Genomic DNA, 24,645 nt, shown 5'->3' with positions numbered 1-24,645 from the left:
CACTTTGTCACTAAAATATCAGAAGGTACTTCTGATACTTGCACTCTTGAAACTAATTAGTAAGTGATACAAAATATAACATCTTTTTAATATAATATAAACTCATCTTTATAAGAGATGGGTATTTGTTTTGGGTATCAGGTCATTAGGTTCTAACTGCCTTTTTGGTAGAATATCATCTATTTAAATAAGGAATTATTAATATGTCATATAAGATAGCGGTTATCGGACTTGGTTACGTAGGTTTGCCTTTGGCACATGCATTTTCGGAGAAATACGAGGTAGTCGGATTTGACATCGCCCAGTGGCGTATCGATGAGCTTAACTCCGGTGTAGACCGCACGTTGGAACTCAATGAAGATCAAGTCAATGAAGCATTGGCAAATGGTATGAAATTTACGAATGTTTTAGATGAGATAGCTGACTGTAACGTCTATGTGGTGACTGTGCCAACACCTATCGATGAGCATAAACGTCCTGACCTCACACCACTACTTAAAGCCAGTGAGTCCATCGGTAAAGTACTTAAAAAAGATGACATTGTCATTTACGAGTCTACCGTGTATCCTGGAGCGACAGAAGAAGACTGTGTACCGGTACTTGAAAAGTTCTCTGGATTGAAATTCAATGAAGATTTCTTCTGTGGGTATTCTCCTGAGCGTATCAACCCGGGTGACAAAGAACATACGGTGACTAAGATACTTAAAGTTACTTCCGGTTCTACACCTGAGATAGGCCAAAAGGTAGATGAGCTTTATGCAAGCGTGATCACTGCAGGTACACACTTAGCTCCTTCCATCAAAGTCGCAGAAGCGGCAAAGGTTATCGAAAACTCTCAACGTGACATTAACATTGCTTTTGTCAATGAACTTGCGATCATCTTCAACAAACTTGGCATCGACACAGAAGCAGTACTCCAAGCCGCAGGAACGAAGTGGAATTTCCTTCCTTTCCGTCCAGGGCTAGTAGGTGGACACTGTATCGGTGTTGATCCATACTACTTGACACACAAGGCACAGGAGGTAGGGTATAACCCTGAGATCATCCTTGCAGGACGCCGTCTCAATGACAACATGGGAATGTATGTAGCCAACCAGGTACTCAAACTGATGATCCAGAAAGAACATAAGATCTTTGGTGCAAAAGTATTAGTTTTAGGGATCACCTTTAAAGAGAACTGTCCAGACATTAGAAACTCTCGTGTGATCGATGTGATCAGAGAACTTCAAGAGTTTGGAACAACTGTTGAAGTGTATGACCCATGGGCTGATCCTGAAGAAGTGAAGCGTGAATATGGATTAGATCTTATCGATTCTCTCAATTCAACATATGATGCAATTGTTTTAGCGGTAGCTCATGATAAATTTGATGCACTTGATATAGAAGCCATTAGAAATGGAAATGATACTGTAGTGTATGACATTAAATCAAAACTTGAAAAAAGTGACGGGAAGCTTTAATGACTGCATTTGAACAATTATTAGAAAATTTTAAAACAGAACAGAAAACATGGCTTGTCACTGGTAATGCCGGTTTCATCGGTTCGAATTTAGCAGAGTTCTTACTCAAACATAACCAAAAGGTAGTGGGGTTAGATAACTTTTCTACAGGGTATCAGCATAATATCGATGATGTATTGGGTCAGGTAGGTGAAGAGGCTGCGAAGAACTTTACTTTCATCGAAGGTGACATCGCTGATTTTGACACCTGCGTAAAGGTATGTGAAGGAGTGGACATCGTTTTACATCAAGCAGCCCTTGGTTCTGTACCACGCTCTATCGATGATCCTGTGACTTCCAACCGCTCCAATGTGACGGGCTTTCTCAATATGCTCACCGCAGCCAAAGATGCAGGCATCAAGCGTTTTGTCTATGCATCTTCAAGTTCTGTCTACGGTGATTCACAGGAACTTCCCAAAGTAGAGGAACGTACGGGTAATCTTCTCTCCCCGTATGCAGCGATGAAAATGACCAATGAACTTTACGCAGGTGTATTTAAACGTACTTATGGGATGGAGACACTGGGGCTTCGCTATTTCAATGTGTTTGGACGTCGTCAAGACCCAAATGGTGCTTATGCTGCGGTCATCCCTAAGTGGGTTGGTTCGCTTCTTGAAGGTGAAGATGTGTACATCAACGGTGATGGAGAAACCAGCCGTGACTTCACCTACATAGACAACGTAATACAGATGAACCTCCTTGCAGGAACCACAGACAACACAGAAGCATTCGGTGAAGCGTTCAACGTTGCAGTAGGCGGAAGAAACACACTTAACGAACTTTATGCACTTATCAACAAAGAATTAAATGCTCACATATCTTCTTTTACTGAAAAAGAAGCCATTTACCGTGATTTTAGAGCAGGGGATATTCGTCACTCCAATGCCAACATTTCAAAAGCACAGAACTTTGTAGGGTATGCTCCAACACATGATATCTATCAGGGGATGGAAGAGGCTATCGAGTGGTATATAGACAGTATTGGAAGAAATAGTAAATAAATGACAAACATAATCTTATGTGGGGGTAACGGTACACGACTTTGGCCGCTTAGTCGTACACTTATGCCAAAACAGTTTGTCAAGCTTTTGAGGGTGAATCTCTTTTTCAAAAGACAGTCCAGCGTAACCAAAAAGCCTGTGATGCACAGCTCATCGTCTCCAATGAGGAACAGTACTTTCTTGCTGTGGACCAGATAGAAGAGCTTATGGCAAACAAATCACTAATCGCTCATCACCGATCACAATATCTTCTTGAACCGGTAGGTCGTAACACAGCACCGGCCATAGCGCTTGCCTGTTTGGCTCTGGATCCTAAAGAGATCGTACTGGTGACACCTTCAGATCATCTTATAAAAAATGAGATAGCCTATCTTGAAGCTATCAGTAAAGCAAAGGCTTTAGCGCAGGCAAATAATCTTGTGACGTTTGGTATCACACCACACTATCCGGAGACAGGATTTGGGTATATTCAGGCAGAGCCTGAAAGAAGTGCTACGGATTACGGGTTACGTGCTACGAATGATGGATTGGATGTTGTTTCTTTTAAAGAAAAACCTGATTTCAAAACAGCCCAAGGCTATCTTGCTGAAAACGTAGCACTTAGCGTTGAACACTTAGCACTAAAGTTCTACTGGAACTCCGGGATGTACTGTTTTAAAGCAGGTGTCTTCCTTGAAGAGTTAAAAAAGTATTCATCTGAGATCTATGAAGCTTCAAAAATTGCTTTTGAAAACAAAATACCAATTACGGATCACCAATTACGGATTATGCACGAATGTATGAGTGCAATTCCGGAAGACAGTATAGACTATGTTGTGATGGAAGAAAGTGACAAGGTAAAAGTGATCCCTTCAGACATTGCCTGGAGCGACCTTGGAAGCTTTGAATCTTTAGATGAAGAGATAGAGTCAAGCGATAATGTGATCAGTATAGATTCTACCAATAACTTGGTCCTTTCACCTAAGCAGGTAGCAACTATCGATGTGGATGATCTTATTATCATTGACACAGCAGATGCATTGCTTATTTCTAAAAAAGGTTCACCCCAAAAGGTCAAAGAGGTAGTCAAAAGACTCAAAGAAGAAAATTCTGAACTCCCAAATATCTATGTTACAGCACACAGGCCATGGGGGACCTACACGATACTAGACGAGTCAAACGGTTATAAGGTCAAACGTATCGTGGTCAAACCAGGCAAACGTCTTTCCCTACAGAAGCATCATCATCGTTCTGAACACTGGATCGTCGTAAGCGGTACCGCACTGGTGGTAAATGGGACCAAAGAGTACACGGTACGTACCAACGAATCGACCTATATCCCTATGGGCGAGATCCACCGCCTTGAGAATATGGGAAAAATACCACTAATTATGATTGAAGCACAGGTGGGTGAATATGTTGGAGAAGACGATATTGTAAGATTTGAAGATGATTTTGAACGAGAATCATGAAAAACTTTAATTCAAATATTTTCTGGTCTATATTATCACAATTTGCAAACTATGGGCTATCTCTAATCTTTACCATTTTTCTTGCCCGTATGGTTTTGCCTTATGAATATGGAATCGTAAATCAAGCACAGACTATTACAGCTTTTTTTATCATTTTTGCAGATGGTGGGATAGTGTGGTCTATTGTAAGGGAAAAGTACATTAGGCATGAAGCAGTGATTAACCTATCATGGGTCAATGTATCGCTCGGATTGATGTTGTGGATATTGACCTGGATTAGTGCACCTTATGTCAGTAGTTTTTATCAGACACCGGAAGTAGAAGACGTTTTGAAAGCACTGGGATTTGTCTTTGTGCTTACTGGACTATCTACACCATTTCTGATGTGGATGAAAAGAGAGTTAGAGTTTAAAAAAATCACTATTATCAATCTTTTATCCACAACTATCGGTGGGGTATCTGCGATAGCCGCAGCATATTTTGACTATGGATATTGGTCCTTGGTTATTCTGGCACTTGTTAAAGCATTTGTCCAGTGTATTTTACTAATCATGATGGCAAAAATGCCGATAGGGTTATATCAGTTTAAAACACCGATAAAACCAATGATGCATTTTGGTGTTGGACTTATTGGTTTCGGTATAGTGAATTATTTTGCAAGAAACCTCGATAATGTATTGATCGGGAAGTTTGTTGGAGCAGTAGAATTGGCACTTTATACCAAAGCCTACTTTCTGATGTTTTTGCCGAGTATGTTGATCACCGGTGCACTTACAGGGTTAATGGTATCCGTATTAGCCAAAGTACAGGATGATCCTGACAAATTTCAAGAAGTTTATGCCAATGTTTTACGTATGATCTTTGTGGTTACGCTTCCTATCACTGGTTATTTTTTATTGTTCCCTGAAGATCCTATATTACTTTTTTATGGTCCGAACTGGGAAGGAAGTGTTCAATTATTGCAAATATTGTCTATCGCAGCGATAACACAACCTTTATATAACACTATGGGTTGGGTTTATACTGCGATTGGGAAAAGCAAGGAGATGTTTCATTGGGGAGTGGTTTCCTCTATTATTTTGAGTGTTGCTTTCTTAGTGGGAGTTCAATGGGGAGCAATAGGTGTTGCAATATCATATTCGATCGTGATGGGATTGATTTTTGTATACGTAGGACTGAGAAAAGCACATGAAGCAGCTGATATTCATGTGAAAGAAAGTTTTGCACCTCTTTTGCCGATACTAGGTTCCGGAGTTCTTACTTTCATACTTGTTAAAAGTATGGATATATATTTGAGTTTAGAGAATAGCTATTTAATTATCCTTTTGAAAGCGACAACAGTACTTTGTCTGTATATTACTTTTTTATATGTGATTTACAAAAACAAGTTAAAAAATTTAATTATATTCACCAAGGACTCTAAATGACCCACCAACCTTATATGTATTCATTAGTTGATTTATGGCGTTCAGTAGCAGTACTTTTGGTTGTAGTAGCACATACCTTACTTTGGTGGGGAAATCCAGTTTTTTTGGGAGTTTTTGAACCTAGTTTATTGGGAAGCACAGGTGTAGCAATCTTTTTTGTGTTAACAAGCTATGTACTTATGATGTCATTGGAAAGACTAAGGGAAAAAAGTGAACATTTATATACGGACTTTATGCTGAGAAGATTTTTCCGTATTTATCCATTATCTCTTATTGTGGTTCTATTCTATTATTTGACACAAGTTCCTTCTTATTTTGAAAATGGAATATATTTTCGTTATCCGGAAATATCTTTTAGTGGTTTTATTCAAAATTTGTTACTCATCCAAAACTTTACTATACCGCCAGATATTTTAGGGCCATTATGGAGCTTGCCCTATGAGTTTCAAATGTATTTTTTTCTTCCTATATTGTTTTATTATATCAAGGATACAGATACAAAATGGAAAATGATTTTTTTGTTTTTCATTCTTCTTTTGCTTTTTTTTGTGCTTAAAACGAAAGTTGATTCTGTGAATAAGTTGTTACTATATATACAAATTCCAGACTATGCCAAATGGGGGTTATGTTTCATACCTGGAGTGGGTGCTTATTACGCGCAAAAAGAATACGAAGGAAAGATCATTCCGTCCCAATATATTTTGGTAGTTATCGTAATTATTTTATTTGCCAGAATGATTAATTATCATTTTTTTATACAAGTGTTTAGTGCAATACTAATTGGATTTACTTTGGTACTCATGAATGATAATTATGGGCACTGGCTAAAAAAACTTACTGAAATTATCTCAAAGTATTCATATGGAATTTATCTTACGCATATGCTTGCTATTTATCTTGGTTTTGAATTATTTGGAGCAACCTTTTTAGGATGGACAGTCTTTTTAGCTAGTTTATTAGTATTACCAGTGCTCTGTTATCACTTAATAGAAAAGCCATGTATAGACTGGAGTAAAAAATATTGCTCGTTAAAATTTTCCAAAAAAGAGTATACAGTATGAATATCTGTTTAGTATGTAATGAATATCCTCCCTATAAATGTGGAGGTATAGGTACTTTTACTTATGAGTTGGCTACTTCACTGAGAAAAAGCGGGCATCGTGTTATAGTAGTAGGTATCTATCCTGATATAGAAGAAGATAAAGAGATAGAAGGTGTCAGGGTGGTAAGACTTAAGTCATGGGGAGGTAAAACGGCATTTTTTACCAATAGCACTAGACTAGGATATCAAATAAAAAGTTTGATCAAAGAAGAAGACCTAGACATAGTTGAATCTGTCGATTTTGAAGGGGTATCAGCATTCTGGCCAAAGTTGACGATACCTGTGATCATAAGACTACATGGTTCAGTCACCTATTTTGCAAAAGAGATGGGTACTAGAGTTTCGAAGTTAACATTTCTGATCGAAAAAAGAGCATTGCAAAAATCAGACTATATCTGTTCCGTCAGTGACTATACTGCGCAAAAGACCAAAAAGATATTTAACTTAGATAAAAATATTACAACGATTTACAACGGGGTCAAAATACCGGATGAAAATAGATGTAAAAAAGAGTTTACAAAAAACTATCTAGTGAGTTTTAGCGGTTCACTGATGCGTAAAAAAGGGGTACTCTCCCTTGCGAAAGCGTGGAACATGGTAAAAGAGAAAAGGCCTGAAGCAAAACTAAGGTTTATAGGGAAAGATACCTTCGAAGATGGTATCTCGATAAAAGAAAAGATTTACAGTTTGGTAGATAAACAGTATCATGATTTACTCGAGTTTACAGGGCATGTGTCGAAAGAGTCAATGGAGGCAATGTTGGTAGAGTCAGATGTGGCCATTTATCCGTCTTATGCAGAAGCATTTAGTTTGGCACCTTTGGAAGCAATGGCTTTGAAATTACCAACCATTTATTCAAATAGAACTTCAGGGGAAGAGTTGAAAAAAGTTGCACATCATTTAGAGATAATTGACCCTGACAATATCATAGATGTAGCAGAAAAAATTCTTTCTCTATTGGATAGTAATGATACAGAGTATATTGGAATTGAAAATAGAAAAGATATAGTAAAATATTTTAATATAGAAGAAAAGTTAAAAGAAAATATCAAATATTACAAAAGTTGTATCAATGAATTCAAATAAGAAAATCCCTATTTTGATCATCGCGCCCTTTTTTGCACCCCAGTCACATGCCGCGATGTTTAGAGTGCATAAACTTGTGAAATATTTGCCTCAATATGGTTATAAACCTATTGTCGTCACTACAGATATAAACTACAACTATAATGAAGATCTAAATTTATTAGATGAACTTACAGAGGATGTAGAGATACATAGAGTAAGATATATAGAGCCCACAATAAGAGGCTTAAGAATGGCTTTAGGTGGTAAGGATAGAACTTTTAAAGCTATGAAGAAAAATATCAAGATGAATTCTTCAAATGATAGTGACAGTAACAGGATAACAAAAACCAGCTTTTTAAAAAAATTAAAATCAGATATACAAAATTTTTTTAAAACTATACCTGATGCCTACTGGACATGGGTGGATCCTGCAACCAAAGTATCTAATGAGCTGATAAAAAAACATAATATCAAATTAGTTTATACTACTACAAATCCTGATTCGGTACTAAAAATAGGTTTAAATTTGAAGTCAAAAAATGCTATTAAATGGATTTCTGACTTTCGTGATCCTCTTGGATATGGAGAAAGGTATAATACCCACCATAAACTGATAGATGAAAATATAAAAAATCTACATTTAAGATCTATGAATATAGCTGATAAAATCACCGGATTATCTTCTTCTTATGAACAAATATTCAAAGATTTATATCATATACAATCAAATAAATTTCAATTTATACCTACCGGAATAGATGATGAGTATATTGATGATACAAGGTTAATGGATAATGAAGAAAAGTATTTAATATTTGTAGGTGAATTTCAAGAAAAGTACGATGATTACATATTTAAAGTTTTGGATAATGTCGTAGAAAAAGAAAATATTCAATTTAAGATTAAAATCATAGGAAGAAAAGAGATCAATTTTAAAAATATATCGAAATATATGGATCAATACAAATATGTAAATCAAGCTATTGAATTTATAGATCATATTCCTCAACTTGAGCTTTATAAGGAAATCAAAAATGCACATAGCTGTATATTGTTAACAGGTGGTGAAAATTTTTGGTGGTGCAATTTTGCTAAGATGGTTGATTATATAGCATTACAGAAATATGTGATTTCCGATGTTTATGAGTCAAGCGAAGCCAAAAAAGAACTTGAAAAAACAGGGAAAGGTATTTTTTTAACAAAAAATTTGGATAACGATATAAAAATAGTGACTGACCATATGGAAAAAACTATTGATGACTTTCAATCTGAAAATGAATACTACAAAAGATATCTTTCTTCATCTCAAGTAAAATCTTTTGTTGAAGTGTTTGACAACCTATTAGGGATGAATGATGATAAAAAATAAACTTTTATTTTTCAGTTATGACTTTCCACCACTAGAGGGTGGTATATCAAGGCTTTGTGATGAGATCGTCAAGCAGTTTATACATAACGGGTGGGATGTAGAAGTGATAAGTCAGGAAAGAGAGATAGAAAAAGGATACAGAGATGATCTATATCCCATAAAGCGGGTTTCACCCAAAAGGTTTTTAAAAGAGTTTGAATCTTATAAGCTTTTAAGAAAGTATCCTAAAGATACATTGGTCATCACGGGAGTCTGGCATCCTGAAGCACTCATCGCGGTACTTTCAGGCTATAAAAATGTGGTAGTCTTAGCTCATGGTAATGATATCATGCAAGGCGAAAAAACATTCAAAAACACTATTTTATCTTGGTTGAGAAAATATGTACTCTCAAGAGCCAAACTAGTCATATGTAACAGCCACTATACTCAAAACACCATTTTAGAGCAGTTTCCAACTGTCAATACTACAGTATGTACACTAGGTGTAGATGAACAGAGGTTTTACCCAGTTGAGGATAAAAAAAGTGTTAGAGAAGAGTTAAATTTACCGATAGATAAAAAGATCATTCTCACAACTTCACGAATCGTTAAGCATAAAGCTCATGATGCTGTACTAAGGGCATTGGCACTTTTAGATCATAAAACCCTGGATGAGCTCTGTTATTGTATCATAGGTCGAGGTAGTTATCTGAAAGAGTTAAAAAAACTGGCTATTGAACTAAACGTTGATCAGTACATCCATTGGTATGGATTTATCGAAGAGGATGATCTACCTAAAGTATATCAGGCAAGTGATCTTTTTGTTTTGTGTACCAGAGAGGAAAAAGATCAAAAGTCAGTTGAAGGATTTGGACTGGTATTTTTAGAAGCGCAGTCTTCGGGAATTCCTGCTATCGGTTCAAATCAGGGGGGTATACCTGATGCTGTCAAGCATCAAAATGGTGGTTGGCTGATAGAAAGGAATGATTATCATCAATTGGCTCACTATTTCAAACAACTTGTAGTTGAACCACAGGTTTTCAAACAAGAGGGAATGAAAGCCAGACAGCGAGTACTTAATGAAGCAACCTGGAAACACTTTAGTGAAAAAGTATTTAAGGCGATAGAGGAAAATGTATGAATGAACTCGGAGTAAGTGTGGTAATCCCTACTTTAAATAGGGATGAGTTTTTATATGATTCTATTAATGACATGCTACATCAGGATTTTGAAAAATATGAGATCCTTGTGGTTGACCAATCAGATAATATCAACGAAAAGGTGGAAGAGCTGGTAAAAAACACACCTGGCAAAATAAGATACTTTAGAAACCTTGGATTTAAAGGTCTGCCTCAGGCAAGAAATTTTGGCTGGCAAAATGCCAAATATGAAATTATTTTATACATAGATGATGATATAAGAAGTAACGAGTTTCTTATTAAAAATCATGCAAGCTGTTATGAAGATCCTGAGGTTGGTCTTGTAGGCGGGGGAATAGATGAACAACACAGAGGCCTTGATGCGAGGGAACCATCAGGGAGTTTTCATCCATGGACATGCACTCCTCATAGAGGGTTTGCCAGCAAACATGATCAAATCGTTTCACACGTTCCGGGTGGGAACTTTAGTGTCAGAAAAGAAGTTATGGAAAAAGTGAATGGTGTTGATGAGGTACTCAATGTAGGTGCAGCTTTGTATGAAGAGACAGACCTGTCGTTAAGGATAAAAAAGTTAAGCTATAAAATACTTTTTAAAGCAGATGCGAGACTGTTACATTTAGCTGCAGATACAGGTGGTTGTAGAGTGTTAAGTGATATCCCCGGATACATGAGAGGACTTGCACACAACAGAAGTTTGGTAATCACAAGACACCTAAAATGGTATCACAGAATGACAGCATTTATGAGGTTGGTGTTACTTGGAGTTTCTTACTCAAGAGCTGATAGATCGTTGAATCCTTTACTAGCAACTATTCAAGGGATAAAAGCTGGACGAAAATCAGGATTGGAACCTGCAGTATGCGGTAATTACAGAGTGAAGGAGTAATAGGTGCATTATCTTTTGGTTCCCTATGCATTATTTATGCTTCTTACTCTGACCTTTCTATCGGATAGAAGGAACAATTTGGGTCGTGCAGGGACAGTCTTTGTACTTCTTCTCTCGCTTATACTACTTGGTATAGTAATAACAGTTCAGCCTTTTGCAGGTGACTCGTACCGTTATGCTATGGGGTTTTTGAAGTTTCGGGAGTTTTCATTTGATGAGGTGTTTACCTATCAAACAGGAGAATATCTTTTTAGATTATTGAACTGGACAGTAGGACAGTTTACCGATAATCCGCATATTTTATTTCTAGTTATATATCTGATCGCCATCCTGACTTTTCATAAAGCACTGAAAAATATTTTCCCCACGTTTGAAAGATATATCGTATTTTCTTTTTATGTGCTTTATCCCTATTTTCTTTTTTACATCGTCAATGGAAAACGGCAAGGTTTGGGATTGATGTTCATGATACTGGCCATAAGCTATCTGATGGAGGATAAAAACAGAAAGGCATTTTTTTTCTTACTTATTTCTGGTTTGATGCACAGCGGCATGTTTCTAGTTTTACCTTTTGCGACTTTGTTTATATTATTCAAAGAGAGAGGACTCCTGAAAATATCATCAGCCATTCTGGCTGGGAGTGTGGTGCTATCTGTCTTAGGCATCAACGAGGTGATTTCGGGTCCTCTGGGGGAAATGTTGGCCTCGGAGGCAAGGTATAGTGCTTACCTGGATGATAGATTTGAAGAAATCAATTATAGAACAGGGTTTCGGTTGGATTTTGCGCTCTTTTCTTTTTTCCCCATATTTTTATATGTTTTTTTAAGAAAAAAAATTAGTAGCGATCAAAAAGTGACAGTTCATAACTGGCTTTCAATCTATATGTTACTCAATAGTATTTACCATCTATTTTCTTTTGTTATTTTCAATGATAGATTTGCTATTTTTTCCTGGCTTATCTTACCGATTGTAAGTTATATGATTGTTCGTACTGTTAGTAAAAAGTATGCAACATTATTTATCCTTTTGTTGCTAGGTTTAAATGTACTCTTCCTGCAAACCTATACAGGAAGAATCTTTCAAGATCTGGAGATATCTTAATGATTGACAGAGCAAATGTGAGTGTAGTGATACCTTGTTACAATGCTGAAAAGACAATAGTAAGGGCATTGGATTCCATAGTGAACCAAACTTTACTACCTTTGGAGGTTGTTATAGTGGATGATAAAAGCATGGATAATTCATGTGATATTATAAAAAGCTATGCTAAAGAACAAGAAAAAAACGTACCAATCAAGCTCATAGAACTTGACAAAAATGCAGGACCGGCAAAAGCCAGGAATGTGGGATGGGACAATGCGAAGGGAGAATATATTGCCTTCTTGGATGCGGATGACTCATGGCATCCACAAAAGTTAGAACTTCAGTACAATTATATGTCTGAACATCCTGACGTTGTATTGAGTGGGCACTTGTATGAAGTGGTAGATGCAAATAATGTTTTAATTGAGTCGAAGAAAATTGATGAAATAGAAAAAATTACAAAAAGTAAGTTGTTATTCAGTAATAGATTCAGTACACCAACAGTAATGCTTAAAAGAGGTTTTCTTTCTAGATTTAGAGAATTCAAGAAATATTCTGAGGATTATTTATTATGGCTTGAAATTGTATTAAATGGTAATGATGCAATACTTTTGAAGTCTAAACTTACCTACCTTTTTAAAGCTGAATATGGAGTATCTGGTTTGTCGGGTAATATGTTTAATATGTACAAAGGTGGGCTAGTAAATTATAAAATTTTATTAAATGAAAAACTCATTGGTTTTTTTCTATATGTGATTCTTGTAATATATAGAAGTTTAAAATTCTTGCGAATGCTTATTGTTTCAAAAATTAGAACATAATGAGAATAAAATGAATGATCCAAAAACAAATTTTGTGCCAAATATCAACTAAGTGCATGTAGGGAATTTGAAATGCGCTTAAAAGATGAAAAACTAAGATATGAAATTGAAAAACGTGCAAGATCATGCATTATTGAAACTTTTTCTGAAATGATTCCAGGAGAAAGACTTGAAAAAGTTTTTAGAGTTTAAAAAATGAAAGATATTAATTCCCTGCACCTTATTTCCGGTCTTGGTCAAGGTGGTGCTGAAAAAGTACTACTTGATATGTCTATAGAATTTAAGAAAAACAAAAATATTGAAAATTATATTGTGTCATTTTCAAACGAAACAGCACTTTTATCTGAATTTGAAAAAAATGGTATTAATGTCACTGTTTTACATAGAAAGAAATCATTTCAAAACTTTTATAAAATGATACTTGAAATAAGTACATACATAAAAAACCAAGAGATTGATATTATCCATGCACATATGTCTCATGCTATGATAGTTGCTGTTATTTTAAGAATGAGATTTCCAAAGTTAAAAGTTGTATTTACACCTCATAGTGTTCATTTTGGAAATAAACTAAGAGAAGGTATCATTTTTCTTTTGAAACCATTTAGAGAAATAGATATATTATTTTCTGAAAATATGAAACAATGGTTCAATAAGGAGAATTATAAGGTCATACCTAATGGCATAAGAGTTGTAGATTTTAATGTAGATATTGAAAAGTTTGAGAAGTTCACTTTCATAGCAGTGGGCAATATAAAAGAAGCAAAAAATTACCCGTTTCTTATAGACTGTGCTAATGAATTGAGAAAAAGCTTTGACTTTCAATTACTCATCATTGGTGGAGGAAAAGATAAAGTACTATTGGAAAAACAAGTGAGTGACTTAGGACTTGAAAAATATGTATACTTAAAAGGCTCACAGAATAATGTTTCTGAACTGTTAAGTAAATCACATTGTCTGGTAGTACCTTCACTCTGGGAAGGTATGCCCCTTTCGATCCTCGAAGCAGGAGCAAGTAGGCTACCAGTGGTCTCGACTCCCGTAGGAGCTATTCCGTCAATAATAGATGAATCTAACGGATATTTGGCAAAAGAAGATATGTTTTGTGAAACTATGAAGTATGTATTTAACCATTATGAAGAAGCAGCAATCAAAGCAGAAAAACTTCAGAAGAAAATTATTGAGAATTATTCTATAAAAAGTATTGCGAAGAAGCATGGGGAAGTGTATGCTAGTCTAATGAATTTTAGATTGTGACTTCTTGATGCACTGTAATAAAAGGATGATAAGGTTATTGATTACCTAAAGAAGCTTATAGTACCAATTATAAAATTATGATAGAAAAAATTCAAACAGTATAAGGAAATACTATGCACGATCCAAATAAGAAAACCATTGCCGTTGTTATAAATACTTCCTGGAATATCTTTAATTTTAGGATGGGTTTACTTAAAGCCCTGAAGGAAGAGGGTTATCATATCGTTGCTATCGCTCCCTATGATTTTCATACTGAAAAATTAATAGAGTATGGATTTGAGTATCATGATATAAAGATCAATAATAAAGGTACGAACCCTATAGAAGAGATAAAGCTTGTTAAGGAGTTTTATAAGGTCTATAAAGAAGTCAATCCTGATCTGCTTTTACAGTATACGATCAAACCGAATTTGTATGGCACTATGGCAGCTTGCATGTTAGATATTCCTATTATCAGTAATATATCCGGGCTGGGTACGGTCTTTTTAAATAAAAAACCCTCTTCGCTTCTTGCACGTTTTCTTTACAAAATGGCTTTACACAGAAAAGCACCTAAAAAAGTATTTTTCCAAAATCAAAATGATAGAGCACTTTTTGTAAAATCTAAATTGGTGAAAAAAAAGAAAACAGATATTCTTCCCGGCTCGGGGATCGATACTGAAAAGTTTAAACCTGTGGCAAGAGAACCAAGAAAAGCGAAGCGTTTGCATTTTCTGTTTATAGCGCGGCTTATACGAGACAAAGGTTTAGGGGAGTATGTTGATGCTGCAAGGATGCTTAAGAGCAAATACCCTGAAGCGGTATTTAACATACTCGGGACGTATTATCCAGGTAATCCTACGGCTGTTACGCATGATGAGATAGAGATGTGGGAAGAAGAAGGGATCATACATCATTTGGGAGCAACAGATGAGGTAAGTGCGGTTATTGCTGAACATGACTGCGTAGTACTGCCTTCATACAGGGAAGGACTTGCACGTGTACTGCTTGAAGGAGCTAGCATGGCTAAACCTATCGTTACGACGAATGTCCCTGGATGTAAAGATGTGGTAGCTGATGGTATCAGTGGTTACCTGTGTAAAGTAAAAGATGCTGACTCTTTAGCACAGCAGATGGAAAAAGTGTTGTTACTCTCGGAGGATGAGCGCAGTGAGATGGGTCAAAGAGGAAGAGAAAAAGTGATCGCTGAGTTTGATGAGAAGATCATCATCGAAAAGTATAAAAAAGCAATTAGAAAAATATTTAAATAGTTATTTTGTCATATACTTTCGTGCCAAGCGCAAAGGTCTTATTATGAAGTATAAGAAGGAAAGATACTTTGGCAGATTAATGTTGAGGACATCGTCAGGTGTGATCTTGAAAACAGTAGAGAGATAGTATTTTAACCTGTCTAAAAATGAGTCATACAGTTTTGCATGATAGTCAAATTTTTTGAACATAGCAGAAGTGCCGGAGTCTTGTTTTAAAAAAGTATTGTTCAATAGTTGTAGTGTATCATTTTTGAGACATTTGATATTTTCATGCTTATCGATTTCTTTTTGTATCGTATCTGGAAAGTCTGTGTCAAACAACTCATTACATAGTGATAATCCAAGAAACAGTGTATTAATGCTATGCATTTCTTTAGCATAATACAAGACGGCTTTCCAATCAATAGAGTCTAAATTTCGAATAAGTCTATCAACATCTACGATCCATTCTATTCGTTCCCACATATGCTTAGAACCATGTGCACAAAGGTAGACTAATAAAAGATCAGATTGTAATGTTTGGATCTCTTTATCTTGTATATTAACGACTGATGGATTGGAACGAATATTTAATCCATCTAATGTTACTGAGAGCTTCTTTCGGAAGAGCTTCCAGTGTAATTCAATATAAGTATTATTACGCTTATTACGAAAACCTAGGTCGCTACTGACATCCAGTAAAGCTTGATTATTCAAAAAATCCAAATGTACATCTGGATTATAACCGTTTGAGGTAATAATTTGGCCTGCTTTGAGAATATCTGTTTCATTCACTAATACATCAATATCCCCAAACTGCCGTAGCGTGATATTTCCATAGGCCATCTGCGCAAGTGCAGGGCCTTTGAACGCCAGTGCTTCTATATGGTTCTCTCTGAGCAAGTCCATAATTTTTATGAGTTCACTTGTCATCAACATATTTCTTTGAGCAATACGCATATAGTAGGCTTTCAGCTCGGGGAGAATTTCTTCGTAGGGGCGATATCCTTGTGTCCGCTTGGAACATTCTATATGGGCGGTACCCTCGTGATCGCCGGGAACAAGTGAGCTATCTTTTTCAACGATATTTTTGATGGTTTTGTAGACGAGAGGCAGAACTCCATGTTGATTAGCCAGACTAATCAAAGCGTGTAGTGTTAAGCGTTCAGCGTTAAGATAAGAGTTGTTGGGTTTGAGGATTTTTTCTGTAGGGGCGGTACCTCCGTGTCCGTCCGGAACAAGTGATAGGTAAGAGAGGATGAATTCGATATCCTCATTAGAGGGTTCTGTCTGGCAGCAGGCGATGAGGAACGATAGCTCGTCACTGAGATTTAGGTCTTTATTGATTGTCATAGGTGATTATAGCAAATATAGTGAAAAATGAGGAGTATTCTGTAGGGGCGGTACCCCCGTGTCCGCCCGTGCATGTATAAAAGTAAAGCATAAAATAGTATAATTTATGTATTGAAAAACAAGGGAAAAGAATGAAAAGGACAGTGCTTTCGGTATGGGCAGTAGCGGCGTTAAGTAGTTTTGCGTTTGCTGGGGGAGATATGCAAGAGGTTGAACCTGCAATAGAACCAGTCGTTGAAGTAGTAGAAGCAGAGAAGAACTTTTACGTGGGTCTTGGTCTTGCTGCAGTCAGTACACGTGATGCGGAAATTTCTGTGGATTGGGGTGGTACTAATAGACAAGATAGACTGGGAAATCTATCTTTTCTTGCAGGATATGACTTCAATGAGTATTTTGCTGTAGAAGGTAGATATACTAAATCTTTCTGGCATGATCACCAGACTGAGATGGATGGATGGAGTTTATTCGCAAAACCACAATACCCTGTAAGTGAAGACTTTTCTCTCTATGCACTACTTGGATATGGTGGGGTTAATTTAGATGGTGTAAAAGGTTATCTTGTGGATTATGATGACACTGGTTTCCAATGGGGACTTGGTGCGAGTTATGAAATGATGGAAAATATCTCTCTCTTTGCTGACTACACTTTCCCTGCAAATGATATGGATGGTAGTTATCAGGGGGATGACACAGTGAAATCAGATGTAGATGTATTTACTATAGGTGTGATATATAACTTTTAATCTTCTCTCTTTGGGGCATAAAACAGGACTAGAAGAGAACTTCATATGTCCTTCAGATATAGAACACCATAATTAGAATACTTTAAAACCCTCAAGGAAAAGAATGAACAGAGACAGCATGCATATAGATGAAGATGAAATAGATATTAAAGAAGTCTTTAGAACGGTATATCGATACCGATATATGATACTTCTATTTGTTACTTTATTTGCTACCGTCAGTAGTTATTATGCTTATTTTCAACCCAATGTCTATAAAGCTTCGGCGACTGTTGAGGTAGGTTTGGATAAAAGTGGCTATGGAAGTCAGGATATGCTTGCCATGGCTATGGATTCAGGTACGATGAATGCTGATACAGAGATGGAGATCATCCGATCCAGATTTCTTACAAAAAAGGCACTTGCAGAGGTAGATTTTTCTCATCACTACTATACAACCAGAAAATTAAAAGAGATAGAACTTTATAAAGAGAGTCCATTTCAGGTAGGGATGCTCAAAGGGTATAACCTCTTTTTTAACTTGATCCCTGTGGATGAGCACAGCTATCGTTTGGTGGTGGAAGAGGCTGAAGACACCCAGGGTAATACATGGTCTTATGATACGGTACATAGCTACGACAAAGAGATCGTGACGGAACACTTTCATCTCAATGTCACTAAAACCAAAGAGCCACGTGCTGCAGCGTACCGTTTTATGGTGATGGACCCCCAAAGAGTAGCTAGCTATGTTCAGAAGGGTGTAAGCGTAAGTCAGAGTTCAAAGTATTCTACTATCTTGGAGATCTCTTATAGTGATAATGTAGCCTTACGTGCCCAGGAATTTGCCAATGCTTTGGCTAGAGCCTATATAGAACAAAACATAGAGAAAAAGACACAAGAAGCAACCCGTAAACTTACTTTTATTGATAATCAGTTGAAATTGATCACGGAAAATCTTAAGGGTTCAGCGATCAAACTTGAAGAGTTTAAAAAAACATCCAATACGGTCAGTTTAAGTGCCAAAGCGGAAAATATCATCCGTCAGATGAGTGAATCAGAAACGAAACTGGCAGAGATATCGATAGAGATGGAGATGCTGAGTACCTTGTATGAACAGGTCAAGTCAGGAAAAGACCTTGAGAGTATCACAATAGCCGGATTGGATAAAGAGGGGGCTTCACTCTCTTCTATGATCAAAGAACTTCAAGATGCAACCGTGAAAAAGAAGATCTTGCGTGAAGAGTATACTGAGATGTACCCTGAGGTCCGTAAATTAAGTAAAACGATAGCGCAACTTAAGACGTTGATCACCTCTACGATCAAAAGTCTTAATAAAAGCATTAAAGAGCGAAAAGACTTGATCGAGAAGTCTATCGCTGAGCAGCAGAAGCTTCTCAATACACTTCCTGCAGATGAACGTATGTTTGGACAACTGCAGCGTAAGTTTGCGGTGAATGAGAAGATATACTCTTATTTACTGGAAAAACGCTCAGAAACAGCGATCATTAAAGAATCGACCGTCAGTAAGAACAGGATCATCGATGAAGCACTTTACCCTGAGTCTCCTATCAAACCTAAGCGAAAGTTGATCGTACTGATAGGGGTGATCCTGGGGCTTATACTGGGGATCGCTGTTGCCTTTTTAAGAGAATTTTTGGATGACCGTATCAAAGAGGAGGAGGATGTCACTAAGATGACAGATGTACCTATACTTGGACTGATCCCGCATATTAAAGAGGGTAATGAAAAGGTCCAGGTATTTTTATCTCCGAAATCTGCTTTGGCAGAATCGTTCAGGAACATACGTACCAACCTGCAGTTTATGGCAAGGGATAAAAATGCCCGTGTCATCGCGATCACTTCAACGGTCGGTGGGGAAGGGAAAACGATGATCTGTATGAATTTGGGCGGGATCATGAGTATGGCTGAAAAGAAAACAGTTATACTCAATCTTGATATGCGGAAACCGACCCTGCATCAGAGATTTGGACTTCAAAACAGTAAAGGTTTGAGTACTTTACTCTCTGGTCATACTGCTTTAGGAGAGGTGATCCAGAAGACTGAGTATGACAATCTGGATATCATCACCTCTGGGCCTGTACCGCCAAACCCGAGTGAATTGATCCAGAGTCCTTTGATGGAAAAGGTACTGGAAAAGCTAAGAGAAGTGTATGATGTGATCATCCTTGATACCCCTCCGGTAGGCCTGGTAACTGATGCAAGAACGTTGATGCATTTTGCAGATACAAGTATGTATGTGTTTAGAGCCGATTACTCAAAAAAAGGTTTTTTACGCAGCATAGAGAAACTCTCGAAAGAGGAGATCAGCGGTTTAGGTATCTTGCTCAATGATGTGAAAATGGCAAGAAACGGTTATGGCTACGGTTACGGCTATGGTTACGGATATTATGAGGAAGACAGCAAATGATCTTTCCTTTTTTTAAAAAACACAAAGAGAAAAAGAGAGGACCTATTCTAAAAGTGGACCTGCATTCACACTTCATCCCGGGGATCGATGACGGTTCCCAAAGTATGGAGGAGAGTCTTTCTCTTTTGAAGGGAATGGAAGCACTGGGTTATGAAAAAGTGATCACTACACCGCATATCATGTTTGATCTCTACCGCAATACACCCCAGGTCATCAAAGAGGGATTGGTTGCTTTAAGAGAAGCGGCAAAGGCTGAAGGGATAAAGCTGGAGATAGAAGCGGCTGCAGAGTACTACCTGGATGAAGGATTCTATAATCATCTACATAGCGGTGAAGTGATGAGCATCCATGGGAAATACCTTCTTTTTGAAACCTCTTATGCTACGAAGCCGCTGCAGATCGAAGATATGATCTTTGAAATTTCGGCTTCAGGCTATGTCCCGCTTATGGCACATCCTGAACGTTACCGTTATGTGAGTGATCCGCTCAAAGAATATGGCAGATTTAAAGAGCTTGGCGTACTGTTCCAGGTTGATCTGAATTCTCTGGGGGGACACTACGGTAAAGATGCCATGAAAAAAGCAGAGATACTTTCTAAGCATGGCATGATCGATTTTTTAGGATCTGATGTGCACCATCTCAAACAGACGAGGTTTTTGGATGATGTGTTCATGAGTGAATCGTATGCAAAAGTATGGGAAAACAATAGGATCTTGAACCATACGCTTAGATCATAGGGTTGCATATGTATTTGGTATTTGTAGGCATTTTTATCCTCTCTTTGGTATTTGTAGGCTTAGTGAAACATTATGCAGCAGATCTAGGTTTGATAGATGTCCCCAATGAACGCAGTATACATAGGAATAATACACCAAGAGGTGCCGGGATAGGCTTTTATCTTGCGATCGCTTTTGTGCTTCCTGTTTTTTATTTTGATGTGATACTCTCTTATACATGGACATGCACTGCCATTTTGCTTGTGTTTATCGTGGGGCTTCTGGATGATCATCGTGATACCTCTCCCAATACTAAATTCTTTGTTATTATGCTCAGTACGGTATTGTTCTACTTTGATAATATTGTGGTCGATCATCTGGGTACATTTTTTGGCTTTGAATTTTCACTAGGATGGTTTGCACTTCCTTTTACTCTGTTTGCAGTGGTCGGGTTCACCAATGCACTGAATTTGATCGATGGACTTGACGGGCTTGCAGCTACGGTGAGTATCGTGATACTTGGCAGTTTTTTTGCTGTAGGGACTATGCATGATGATCTTTTTATGATGATAATGTCTGGAGCATTTATCTCAGCACTTTTAGGGTTTCTTGTATTTAATTGGCACCCGTCCTCTATATTTATGGGAGACAGCGGTTCTTTGACGTTGGGATTTACGATCTCTATCTTGGCGATCAAGTCCCTGGCGTATCTGCCTACGGTAAGTATACTGTTTATAGCGGCCATTCCCATCTTGGATACGGTGGTGGTCATGGTACGTCGCAAGATCAAAGGAAAATCTATGTTCTGTGCGGACAGATGTCACATTCACCATATCTTACGACACTTTTTTGCAGAAGATACACGTAAAACAGTACTTTTTTTAGGGGTATTTCAAACGATCTACTCTTTGACAGGATTACAACTGGAGAGAGATATGGATGAAGGAGTTTTACTGATACTTTTTGTATTGAACGTGGTACTGCTGTACATGTTCCTTGCCGCGATGATCAAAAGACAAAAGAGAGATTGTTAAATTTTCTGTAGGGAAGGACACAGGGGTCCTCCCCTACAGTCATTTGGAATTCAATGTCATCATACCACCCTACGGAAACTCTTCCATATCAGAACAATTACCACTAACTCAACCACTATCAATAAATAGTGCAGGTTATAGACCTGTGTTTGGTTATCTTCTATGCCGTAATGCGTAAGTGTCTTGTAAAAAAGATATGCGAGTCCCATGCCTAAAAGGTAGCCTATCTGCTTGACGGTATCGAGTTTGGTCAAGAGAACATCCGTTTTGAGTAAGAGTGTTTCCGCCCTTATGAGATAGTTGCCAAAGACAAAGGTAACCTGGTAGCCGATATAGAGTAGCAGGGCAGTCTGATAGTTGTAAGAAGCATAGAGAAAGTAGAACATGGCCAAGAGTAAAACAGCTTCCACAAAGAGTGAGATCCTGAAAAACCACTCTGCGTTGAGTATGGTATGGTAAAACCGTGCAACGATCAGCATACCTATGGCCAGCAGCACGCCACCTATGGAATAGATAGAGGGTTCAAGCGGTGCATACAGGGTAAATATGGCACCCACACTCAATCCCAAAAAGAGGGAATTGAAGAATTTGTACCGGATGAACCAGGATGGGATAATTTTTAACATGGGTGATTATATCCTATTTTTAGGGTTACGTGCTAAGTGATACGTGTTACGAGATGTAAGTAGGGCATTGATTTTTATACACTCTTTTGACTTGTAAGTTTTTGCTCTTTCGTAACACGTAATACGTAGCACTTAGCACAGATGAATCCCGAGAGGGGATTCATCTAAAAGCTGTACTTGAGCTTGGCATAGAATGATCGGCCTTCTGTGGCGTAACCGTACACTGACTCATACTCTTTGTCAAAGATGTTTCTTGCATTGAGTGAGAGGTCAACATCGTTGATGATCTTTGTACCGAAGTTCAGGTTCCATAGGGTGTAGTTCTCTATTGTAACATTAGAAGCAGGCCAGCCACCATCTGTATCGATCCTATCACCTACATATTGTGCATTGATCCCAAAATGGGTGTTTGCATCTGTGTAGTAATCTATGAAACCATTAAAAGTATCTTTTGCACGTCTTATGAGGTCTGATCCATCCTCTTTTTCATACTTGAAAAGATGGGTATAATTGGCAGAGACATTGACATTGAGTGAAGAGATTGCATAACTACTTTGTAATTCTACGCCTGAAAGCTTCTGTTTTCCGTTGATATTGGCATATCCAGAATCAGGCCATATACCTACATAATCTATGGCATCTTCCACTTTTGTATTAAAATAGCTGATAGAAAACAACTCTTTATAGCCAACAGAGATATCATATCCTTTGGTGTAGGCAGGTTTTAAGATAGCTACGGTTGGTGATTGATTGGCAAGTTGGTAAGCACTTGGTGCATCATACGAAGTGTAGTAGTTCGCAGAGCTTGTCAGGCCTTCAAGAAAGCTATGATCATGTTTTAAACCTACTTTATAGGTGGTTTTGTTTTCAAATTCATCATAGTTATCGTATCTTAGGTTCGTTTCCAAGAGAGTGTTCTCATTGACGTCATATGAGTTAGAAATAAATATTGCTTTGTTAGTATAATTTGCTTTATTTTCTGTATAAGTATTGAATTGGCTGAACCCATCTATATCTTTATATTCCAATCCTAAAATCATTTTCCCTTTTTCGTATTGGTAGGCATTGATGAGAGAGTACTCTTTGAGAGTTGATTTATTGACATATTGGTTGTCTATATTGAAGAAATAATCATAGGTGTAATAGACTCTATTGTACTCACCTTTACTTGCATTGAAAGTTACATTGTAGTTGTTAAGTTTGAAGTTATAGTTCAAGGCATAGTTAGCCTGATCTGATGTACTGTTGCTGTAATCATCATTTGCTAAGGCTTCAGAGTTATCGTCATCATACTCTGTGTCTGTTTTAATACGGTTATAGCTAAGGTTTAGTTTGTTATTTGCATCAAAAGCATATCCGAATTTTATATTATAGTTTTTATTTTCATAGCCATCTTCTTCTGCTGACCTTGGAGCCAATGCAGAAAAACCATCCGTTTTGAGATAGGAAGCAAGAACTTGTGCTGTGACCTTTTCATCTTTATATGCAAGGTCGGTATCGGTACCCCTGGTGTTGTATGAACCGTAGTTTAAAGTTAGTGATCCATGGATACCATCTTTAGCTTTTTTAGTGATGATATTGATCACACCGGCACTTGCATTGGAACCCCAGATGCTGCTTGCTCCACCTTTGATGATCTCTATCTGTTCTATGGTGTTGGTTGTAAGGCTATCAAGCAGCGCAGTACCATTGGTCGTACTTGGGTCGTTGAGACGCATACCGTCTAAAAGTACGAGTACTTTACCGGAATCTGCACCTCTTACAAAAAATGAAGTCTGCTGACCCAGGCCACCGGAATTTGTGACGAATATACCTGCTACAGTGTTGATAGCCTGTGTAACCGTCTGGTATCCATTCTCTTCGATATCTTCAGCAGTAATGACAGTGACATTTGAAGTCGTGTTTTGAATGTATTGTATTGTTTTGTTGGCAGAGATAATGCTGATAGGTTCCAGTGTTTCGTCTGCGTGCGTGTGTGTTGTAAGTAGTAGTGTAGCCGTGATGAGGCTGAGTGACTTGAATGTCATAGGGTGTTCCTTGTTTATTTTGTATGTAATAGTTTTTGAATCAGTAAAAAATGGATAAACAAGGAGGGGAGGTTTTGTACTCGTGGTAGATAAAGGCTTTTTTATGGTACTGGAAATTGCTGTCGATCCAACACAACTTTGAAAGTGTGGAGTACATGGCGATGACGGCTAATGAAAAGTAGTTTTTATTGTGGCCTCTAAGATGTTTCATGTGCGGATTGTACAGCAATTTGCTTTATGTTATACTATTAAACTTTTATATTTTGTCATCTAACAATCGTACAAAGTACGCCTTTGACATCACGAACACCCTTGCACCCCACTTACGCTTTAGCGACAGGGGTATCGTCATTTAGTGCCAGATAATCTAGCGATTCGAGAGCCATGACGATTTTTTGTTTCGTTTT

Annotated in this window: 19 protein-coding genes and 1 pseudogene; 17 read left to right on the top strand and 3 right to left on the bottom strand. The window is 37.4% G+C overall.

All coding sequences use genetic code 11. The features are described 5' to 3' along the window. The first annotated feature begins 203 nt into the window (after positions 1-203). From tviB to LDM98_RS04760, 13 genes and pseudogenes are all read left to right on the top strand, one after another. Positions 204-1,460, top strand: coding sequence for a Vi polysaccharide biosynthesis UDP-N-acetylglucosamine C-6 dehydrogenase TviB (gene tviB, locus LDM98_RS04820; protein ID WP_223898213.1), 1,257 nt, complete (start codon positions 204-206; stop codon positions 1,458-1,460). After that, positions 1,460-2,500 carry an SDR family oxidoreductase gene (locus tag LDM98_RS04815; RefSeq protein ID WP_223898212.1) on the top strand — a complete coding sequence of 347 codons (1,041 nt, stop codon included), beginning with the start codon at positions 1,460-1,462 and terminating at the stop codon, positions 2,498-2,500. The genes tviB and LDM98_RS04815 overlap by 1 nt, the downstream gene beginning before the upstream one ends. Further along, positions 2,501-3,951: pseudogene (locus tag LDM98_RS04810) on the top strand (mannose-1-phosphate guanylyltransferase/mannose-6-phosphate isomerase). Next, positions 3,948-5,378 (top strand): lipopolysaccharide biosynthesis protein, encoded by a 1,431-nt coding sequence (locus tag LDM98_RS04805; RefSeq protein ID WP_223898211.1) that lies wholly within the window; start codon positions 3,948-3,950, stop codon positions 5,376-5,378. The pseudogene LDM98_RS04810 and the gene LDM98_RS04805 overlap by 4 nt, the downstream one beginning before the upstream one ends. After that, positions 5,375-6,439, top strand: coding sequence for an acyltransferase (locus tag LDM98_RS04800; RefSeq protein WP_223898210.1), 1,065 nt, complete (start codon positions 5,375-5,377; stop codon positions 6,437-6,439). Before LDM98_RS04805 ends, LDM98_RS04800 begins: the two co-directional genes overlap by 4 nt. Then, entirely contained in the window at positions 6,436-7,566 is a 1,131-nt protein-coding gene (locus LDM98_RS04795) for a glycosyltransferase family 4 protein (protein ID WP_223898209.1), read from the top strand. Before LDM98_RS04800 ends, LDM98_RS04795 begins: the two co-directional genes overlap by 4 nt. Next, a complete protein-coding gene (locus LDM98_RS04790; protein WP_223898208.1) occupies positions 7,553-8,917 on the top strand; it encodes a hypothetical protein in 1,365 nt (454 codons plus the stop codon). The genes LDM98_RS04795 and LDM98_RS04790 overlap by 14 nt, the downstream gene beginning before the upstream one ends. Continuing rightward, complete coding sequence (locus LDM98_RS04785) at positions 8,904-10,037, top strand: glycosyltransferase family 4 protein (protein ID WP_223898207.1); 1,134 nt, start codon at positions 8,904-8,906, stop codon at positions 10,035-10,037. Before LDM98_RS04790 ends, LDM98_RS04785 begins: the two co-directional genes overlap by 14 nt. Then, positions 10,034-10,942 (top strand): glycosyltransferase family 2 protein, encoded by a 909-nt coding sequence (locus tag LDM98_RS04780; RefSeq protein ID WP_223898206.1) that lies wholly within the window; start codon positions 10,034-10,036, stop codon positions 10,940-10,942. The genes LDM98_RS04785 and LDM98_RS04780 overlap by 4 nt, the downstream gene beginning before the upstream one ends. A gap of 3 nt (positions 10,943-10,945) precedes the next feature. Further along, the gene (locus LDM98_RS04775; RefSeq protein ID WP_223898205.1) at positions 10,946-12,043 is read left to right on the top strand and encodes an EpsG family protein; all 1,098 of its coding nucleotides are present in this window, start codon (positions 10,946-10,948) and stop codon (positions 12,041-12,043) included. Continuing rightward, the gene (locus LDM98_RS04770) at positions 12,043-12,846 is read left to right on the top strand and encodes a glycosyltransferase family 2 protein (protein ID WP_223898204.1); all 804 of its coding nucleotides are present in this window, start codon (positions 12,043-12,045) and stop codon (positions 12,844-12,846) included. The genes LDM98_RS04775 and LDM98_RS04770 overlap by 1 nt, the downstream gene beginning before the upstream one ends. Before the next feature lie 195 nt (positions 12,847-13,041). Next, positions 13,042-14,103, top strand: a complete 1,062-nt coding sequence (locus LDM98_RS04765; RefSeq protein ID WP_223898203.1) for a glycosyltransferase — start codon at positions 13,042-13,044, stop codon at positions 14,101-14,103. A 113-nt stretch (positions 14,104-14,216) separates the two neighbouring features. Beyond that, positions 14,217-15,353 (top strand): glycosyltransferase family 4 protein, encoded by a 1,137-nt coding sequence (locus LDM98_RS04760; protein WP_223898202.1) that lies wholly within the window; start codon positions 14,217-14,219, stop codon positions 15,351-15,353. Here LDM98_RS04760 and LDM98_RS04755 read toward each other — a convergent pair whose 3' ends face one another. Further along, on the bottom strand, positions 15,354-16,685 hold the full coding sequence (locus tag LDM98_RS04755; protein ID WP_223898201.1) for a nucleotidyltransferase family protein: 1,332 nt from the start codon (positions 16,683-16,685) through the stop codon (positions 15,354-15,356). It lies immediately after the preceding gene. Positions 16,686-16,816: 131 nt separating this feature from the next. On the opposite strand from LDM98_RS04755, the gene LDM98_RS04750 reads away from it, so the two are divergent. The 4 genes from LDM98_RS04750 to LDM98_RS04735 all read left to right on the top strand — a co-directional run bounded on the left by LDM98_RS04750 (position 16,817) and on the right by LDM98_RS04735 (position 21,585). Then, a complete protein-coding gene (locus LDM98_RS04750) occupies positions 16,817-17,428 on the top strand; it encodes an outer membrane protein (protein WP_223898200.1) in 612 nt (203 codons plus the stop codon). Positions 17,429-17,531: 103 nt separating this feature from the next. Beyond that, positions 17,532-19,835 carry a polysaccharide biosynthesis tyrosine autokinase gene (locus tag LDM98_RS04745; RefSeq protein ID WP_223898199.1) on the top strand — a complete coding sequence of 768 codons (2,304 nt, stop codon included), beginning with the start codon at positions 17,532-17,534 and terminating at the stop codon, positions 19,833-19,835. Then, complete coding sequence (locus LDM98_RS04740) at positions 19,832-20,572, top strand: tyrosine-protein phosphatase (RefSeq protein ID WP_223898198.1); 741 nt, start codon at positions 19,832-19,834, stop codon at positions 20,570-20,572. The genes LDM98_RS04745 and LDM98_RS04740 overlap by 4 nt, the downstream gene beginning before the upstream one ends. 8 nt (positions 20,573-20,580) lie before the next feature. Beyond that, complete coding sequence (locus LDM98_RS04735; RefSeq protein WP_223898197.1) at positions 20,581-21,585, top strand: glycosyltransferase family 4 protein; 1,005 nt, start codon at positions 20,581-20,583, stop codon at positions 21,583-21,585. A 59-nt stretch (positions 21,586-21,644) separates the two neighbouring features. Here LDM98_RS04735 and LDM98_RS04730 read toward each other — a convergent pair whose 3' ends face one another. Next, complete coding sequence (locus LDM98_RS04730; protein ID WP_223898196.1) at positions 21,645-22,211, bottom strand: hypothetical protein; 567 nt, start codon at positions 22,209-22,211, stop codon at positions 21,645-21,647. A 164-nt stretch (positions 22,212-22,375) separates the two neighbouring features. Beyond that, complete coding sequence (locus LDM98_RS04725) at positions 22,376-24,238, bottom strand: TonB-dependent siderophore receptor (RefSeq protein ID WP_223898195.1); 1,863 nt, start codon at positions 24,236-24,238, stop codon at positions 22,376-22,378. Between the last annotated feature and the right edge of the window lie 407 nt (positions 24,239-24,645).

Origin of the sequence: Sulfurovum sp. TSL1 (assembly GCF_019972135.1) — a bacterium.
In the GTDB taxonomy this organism is placed as follows: Bacteria; Campylobacterota; Campylobacteria; order Campylobacterales; family Sulfurovaceae; genus Sulfurovum.
This window is presented reverse-complemented; position numbering and strand designations above follow the sequence as displayed.

What these genes read in the sequence shown, in the direction of transcription:
- LDM98_RS04780 (WP_223898206.1), top strand. Translation starts at nt 10,034, where the DNA reads ATGAATGAACTCGGAGTAAGTGTGGTAATCCCTACTTTAAATAGGGAT.
- LDM98_RS04725 (WP_223898195.1), bottom strand. Translation starts at nt 24,238, where the DNA reads ATGACATTCAAGTCACTCAGCCTCATCACGGCTACACTACTACTTACA.
- LDM98_RS04740 (WP_223898198.1), top strand. Translation starts at nt 19,832, where the DNA reads ATGATCTTTCCTTTTTTTAAAAAACACAAAGAGAAAAAGAGAGGACCT.
- LDM98_RS04805 (WP_223898211.1), top strand. Translation starts at nt 3,948, where the DNA reads ATGAAAAACTTTAATTCAAATATTTTCTGGTCTATATTATCACAATTT.
- LDM98_RS04750 (WP_223898200.1), top strand. Translation starts at nt 16,817, where the DNA reads ATGAAAAGGACAGTGCTTTCGGTATGGGCAGTAGCGGCGTTAAGTAGT.
- LDM98_RS04815 (WP_223898212.1), top strand. Translation starts at nt 1,460, where the DNA reads ATGACTGCATTTGAACAATTATTAGAAAATTTTAAAACAGAACAGAAA.
- LDM98_RS04730 (WP_223898196.1), bottom strand. Translation starts at nt 22,211, where the DNA reads ATGTTAAAAATTATCCCATCCTGGTTCATCCGGTACAAATTCTTCAAT.
- LDM98_RS04790 (WP_223898208.1), top strand. Translation starts at nt 7,553, where the DNA reads ATGAATTCAAATAAGAAAATCCCTATTTTGATCATCGCGCCCTTTTTT.
- LDM98_RS04800 (WP_223898210.1), top strand. Translation starts at nt 5,375, where the DNA reads ATGACCCACCAACCTTATATGTATTCATTAGTTGATTTATGGCGTTCA.
- tviB (WP_223898213.1), top strand. Translation starts at nt 204, where the DNA reads ATGTCATATAAGATAGCGGTTATCGGACTTGGTTACGTAGGTTTGCCT.
- LDM98_RS04745 (WP_223898199.1), top strand. Translation starts at nt 17,532, where the DNA reads ATGAACAGAGACAGCATGCATATAGATGAAGATGAAATAGATATTAAA.
- LDM98_RS04735 (WP_223898197.1), top strand. Translation starts at nt 20,581, where the DNA reads ATGTATTTGGTATTTGTAGGCATTTTTATCCTCTCTTTGGTATTTGTA.
- LDM98_RS04785 (WP_223898207.1), top strand. Translation starts at nt 8,904, where the DNA reads ATGATAAAAAATAAACTTTTATTTTTCAGTTATGACTTTCCACCACTA.
- LDM98_RS04765 (WP_223898203.1), top strand. Translation starts at nt 13,042, where the DNA reads ATGAAAGATATTAATTCCCTGCACCTTATTTCCGGTCTTGGTCAAGGT.
- LDM98_RS04795 (WP_223898209.1), top strand. Translation starts at nt 6,436, where the DNA reads ATGAATATCTGTTTAGTATGTAATGAATATCCTCCCTATAAATGTGGA.
- LDM98_RS04755 (WP_223898201.1), bottom strand. Translation starts at nt 16,685, where the DNA reads ATGACAATCAATAAAGACCTAAATCTCAGTGACGAGCTATCGTTCCTC.
- LDM98_RS04770 (WP_223898204.1), top strand. Translation starts at nt 12,043, where the DNA reads ATGATTGACAGAGCAAATGTGAGTGTAGTGATACCTTGTTACAATGCT.
- LDM98_RS04760 (WP_223898202.1), top strand. Translation starts at nt 14,217, where the DNA reads ATGCACGATCCAAATAAGAAAACCATTGCCGTTGTTATAAATACTTCC.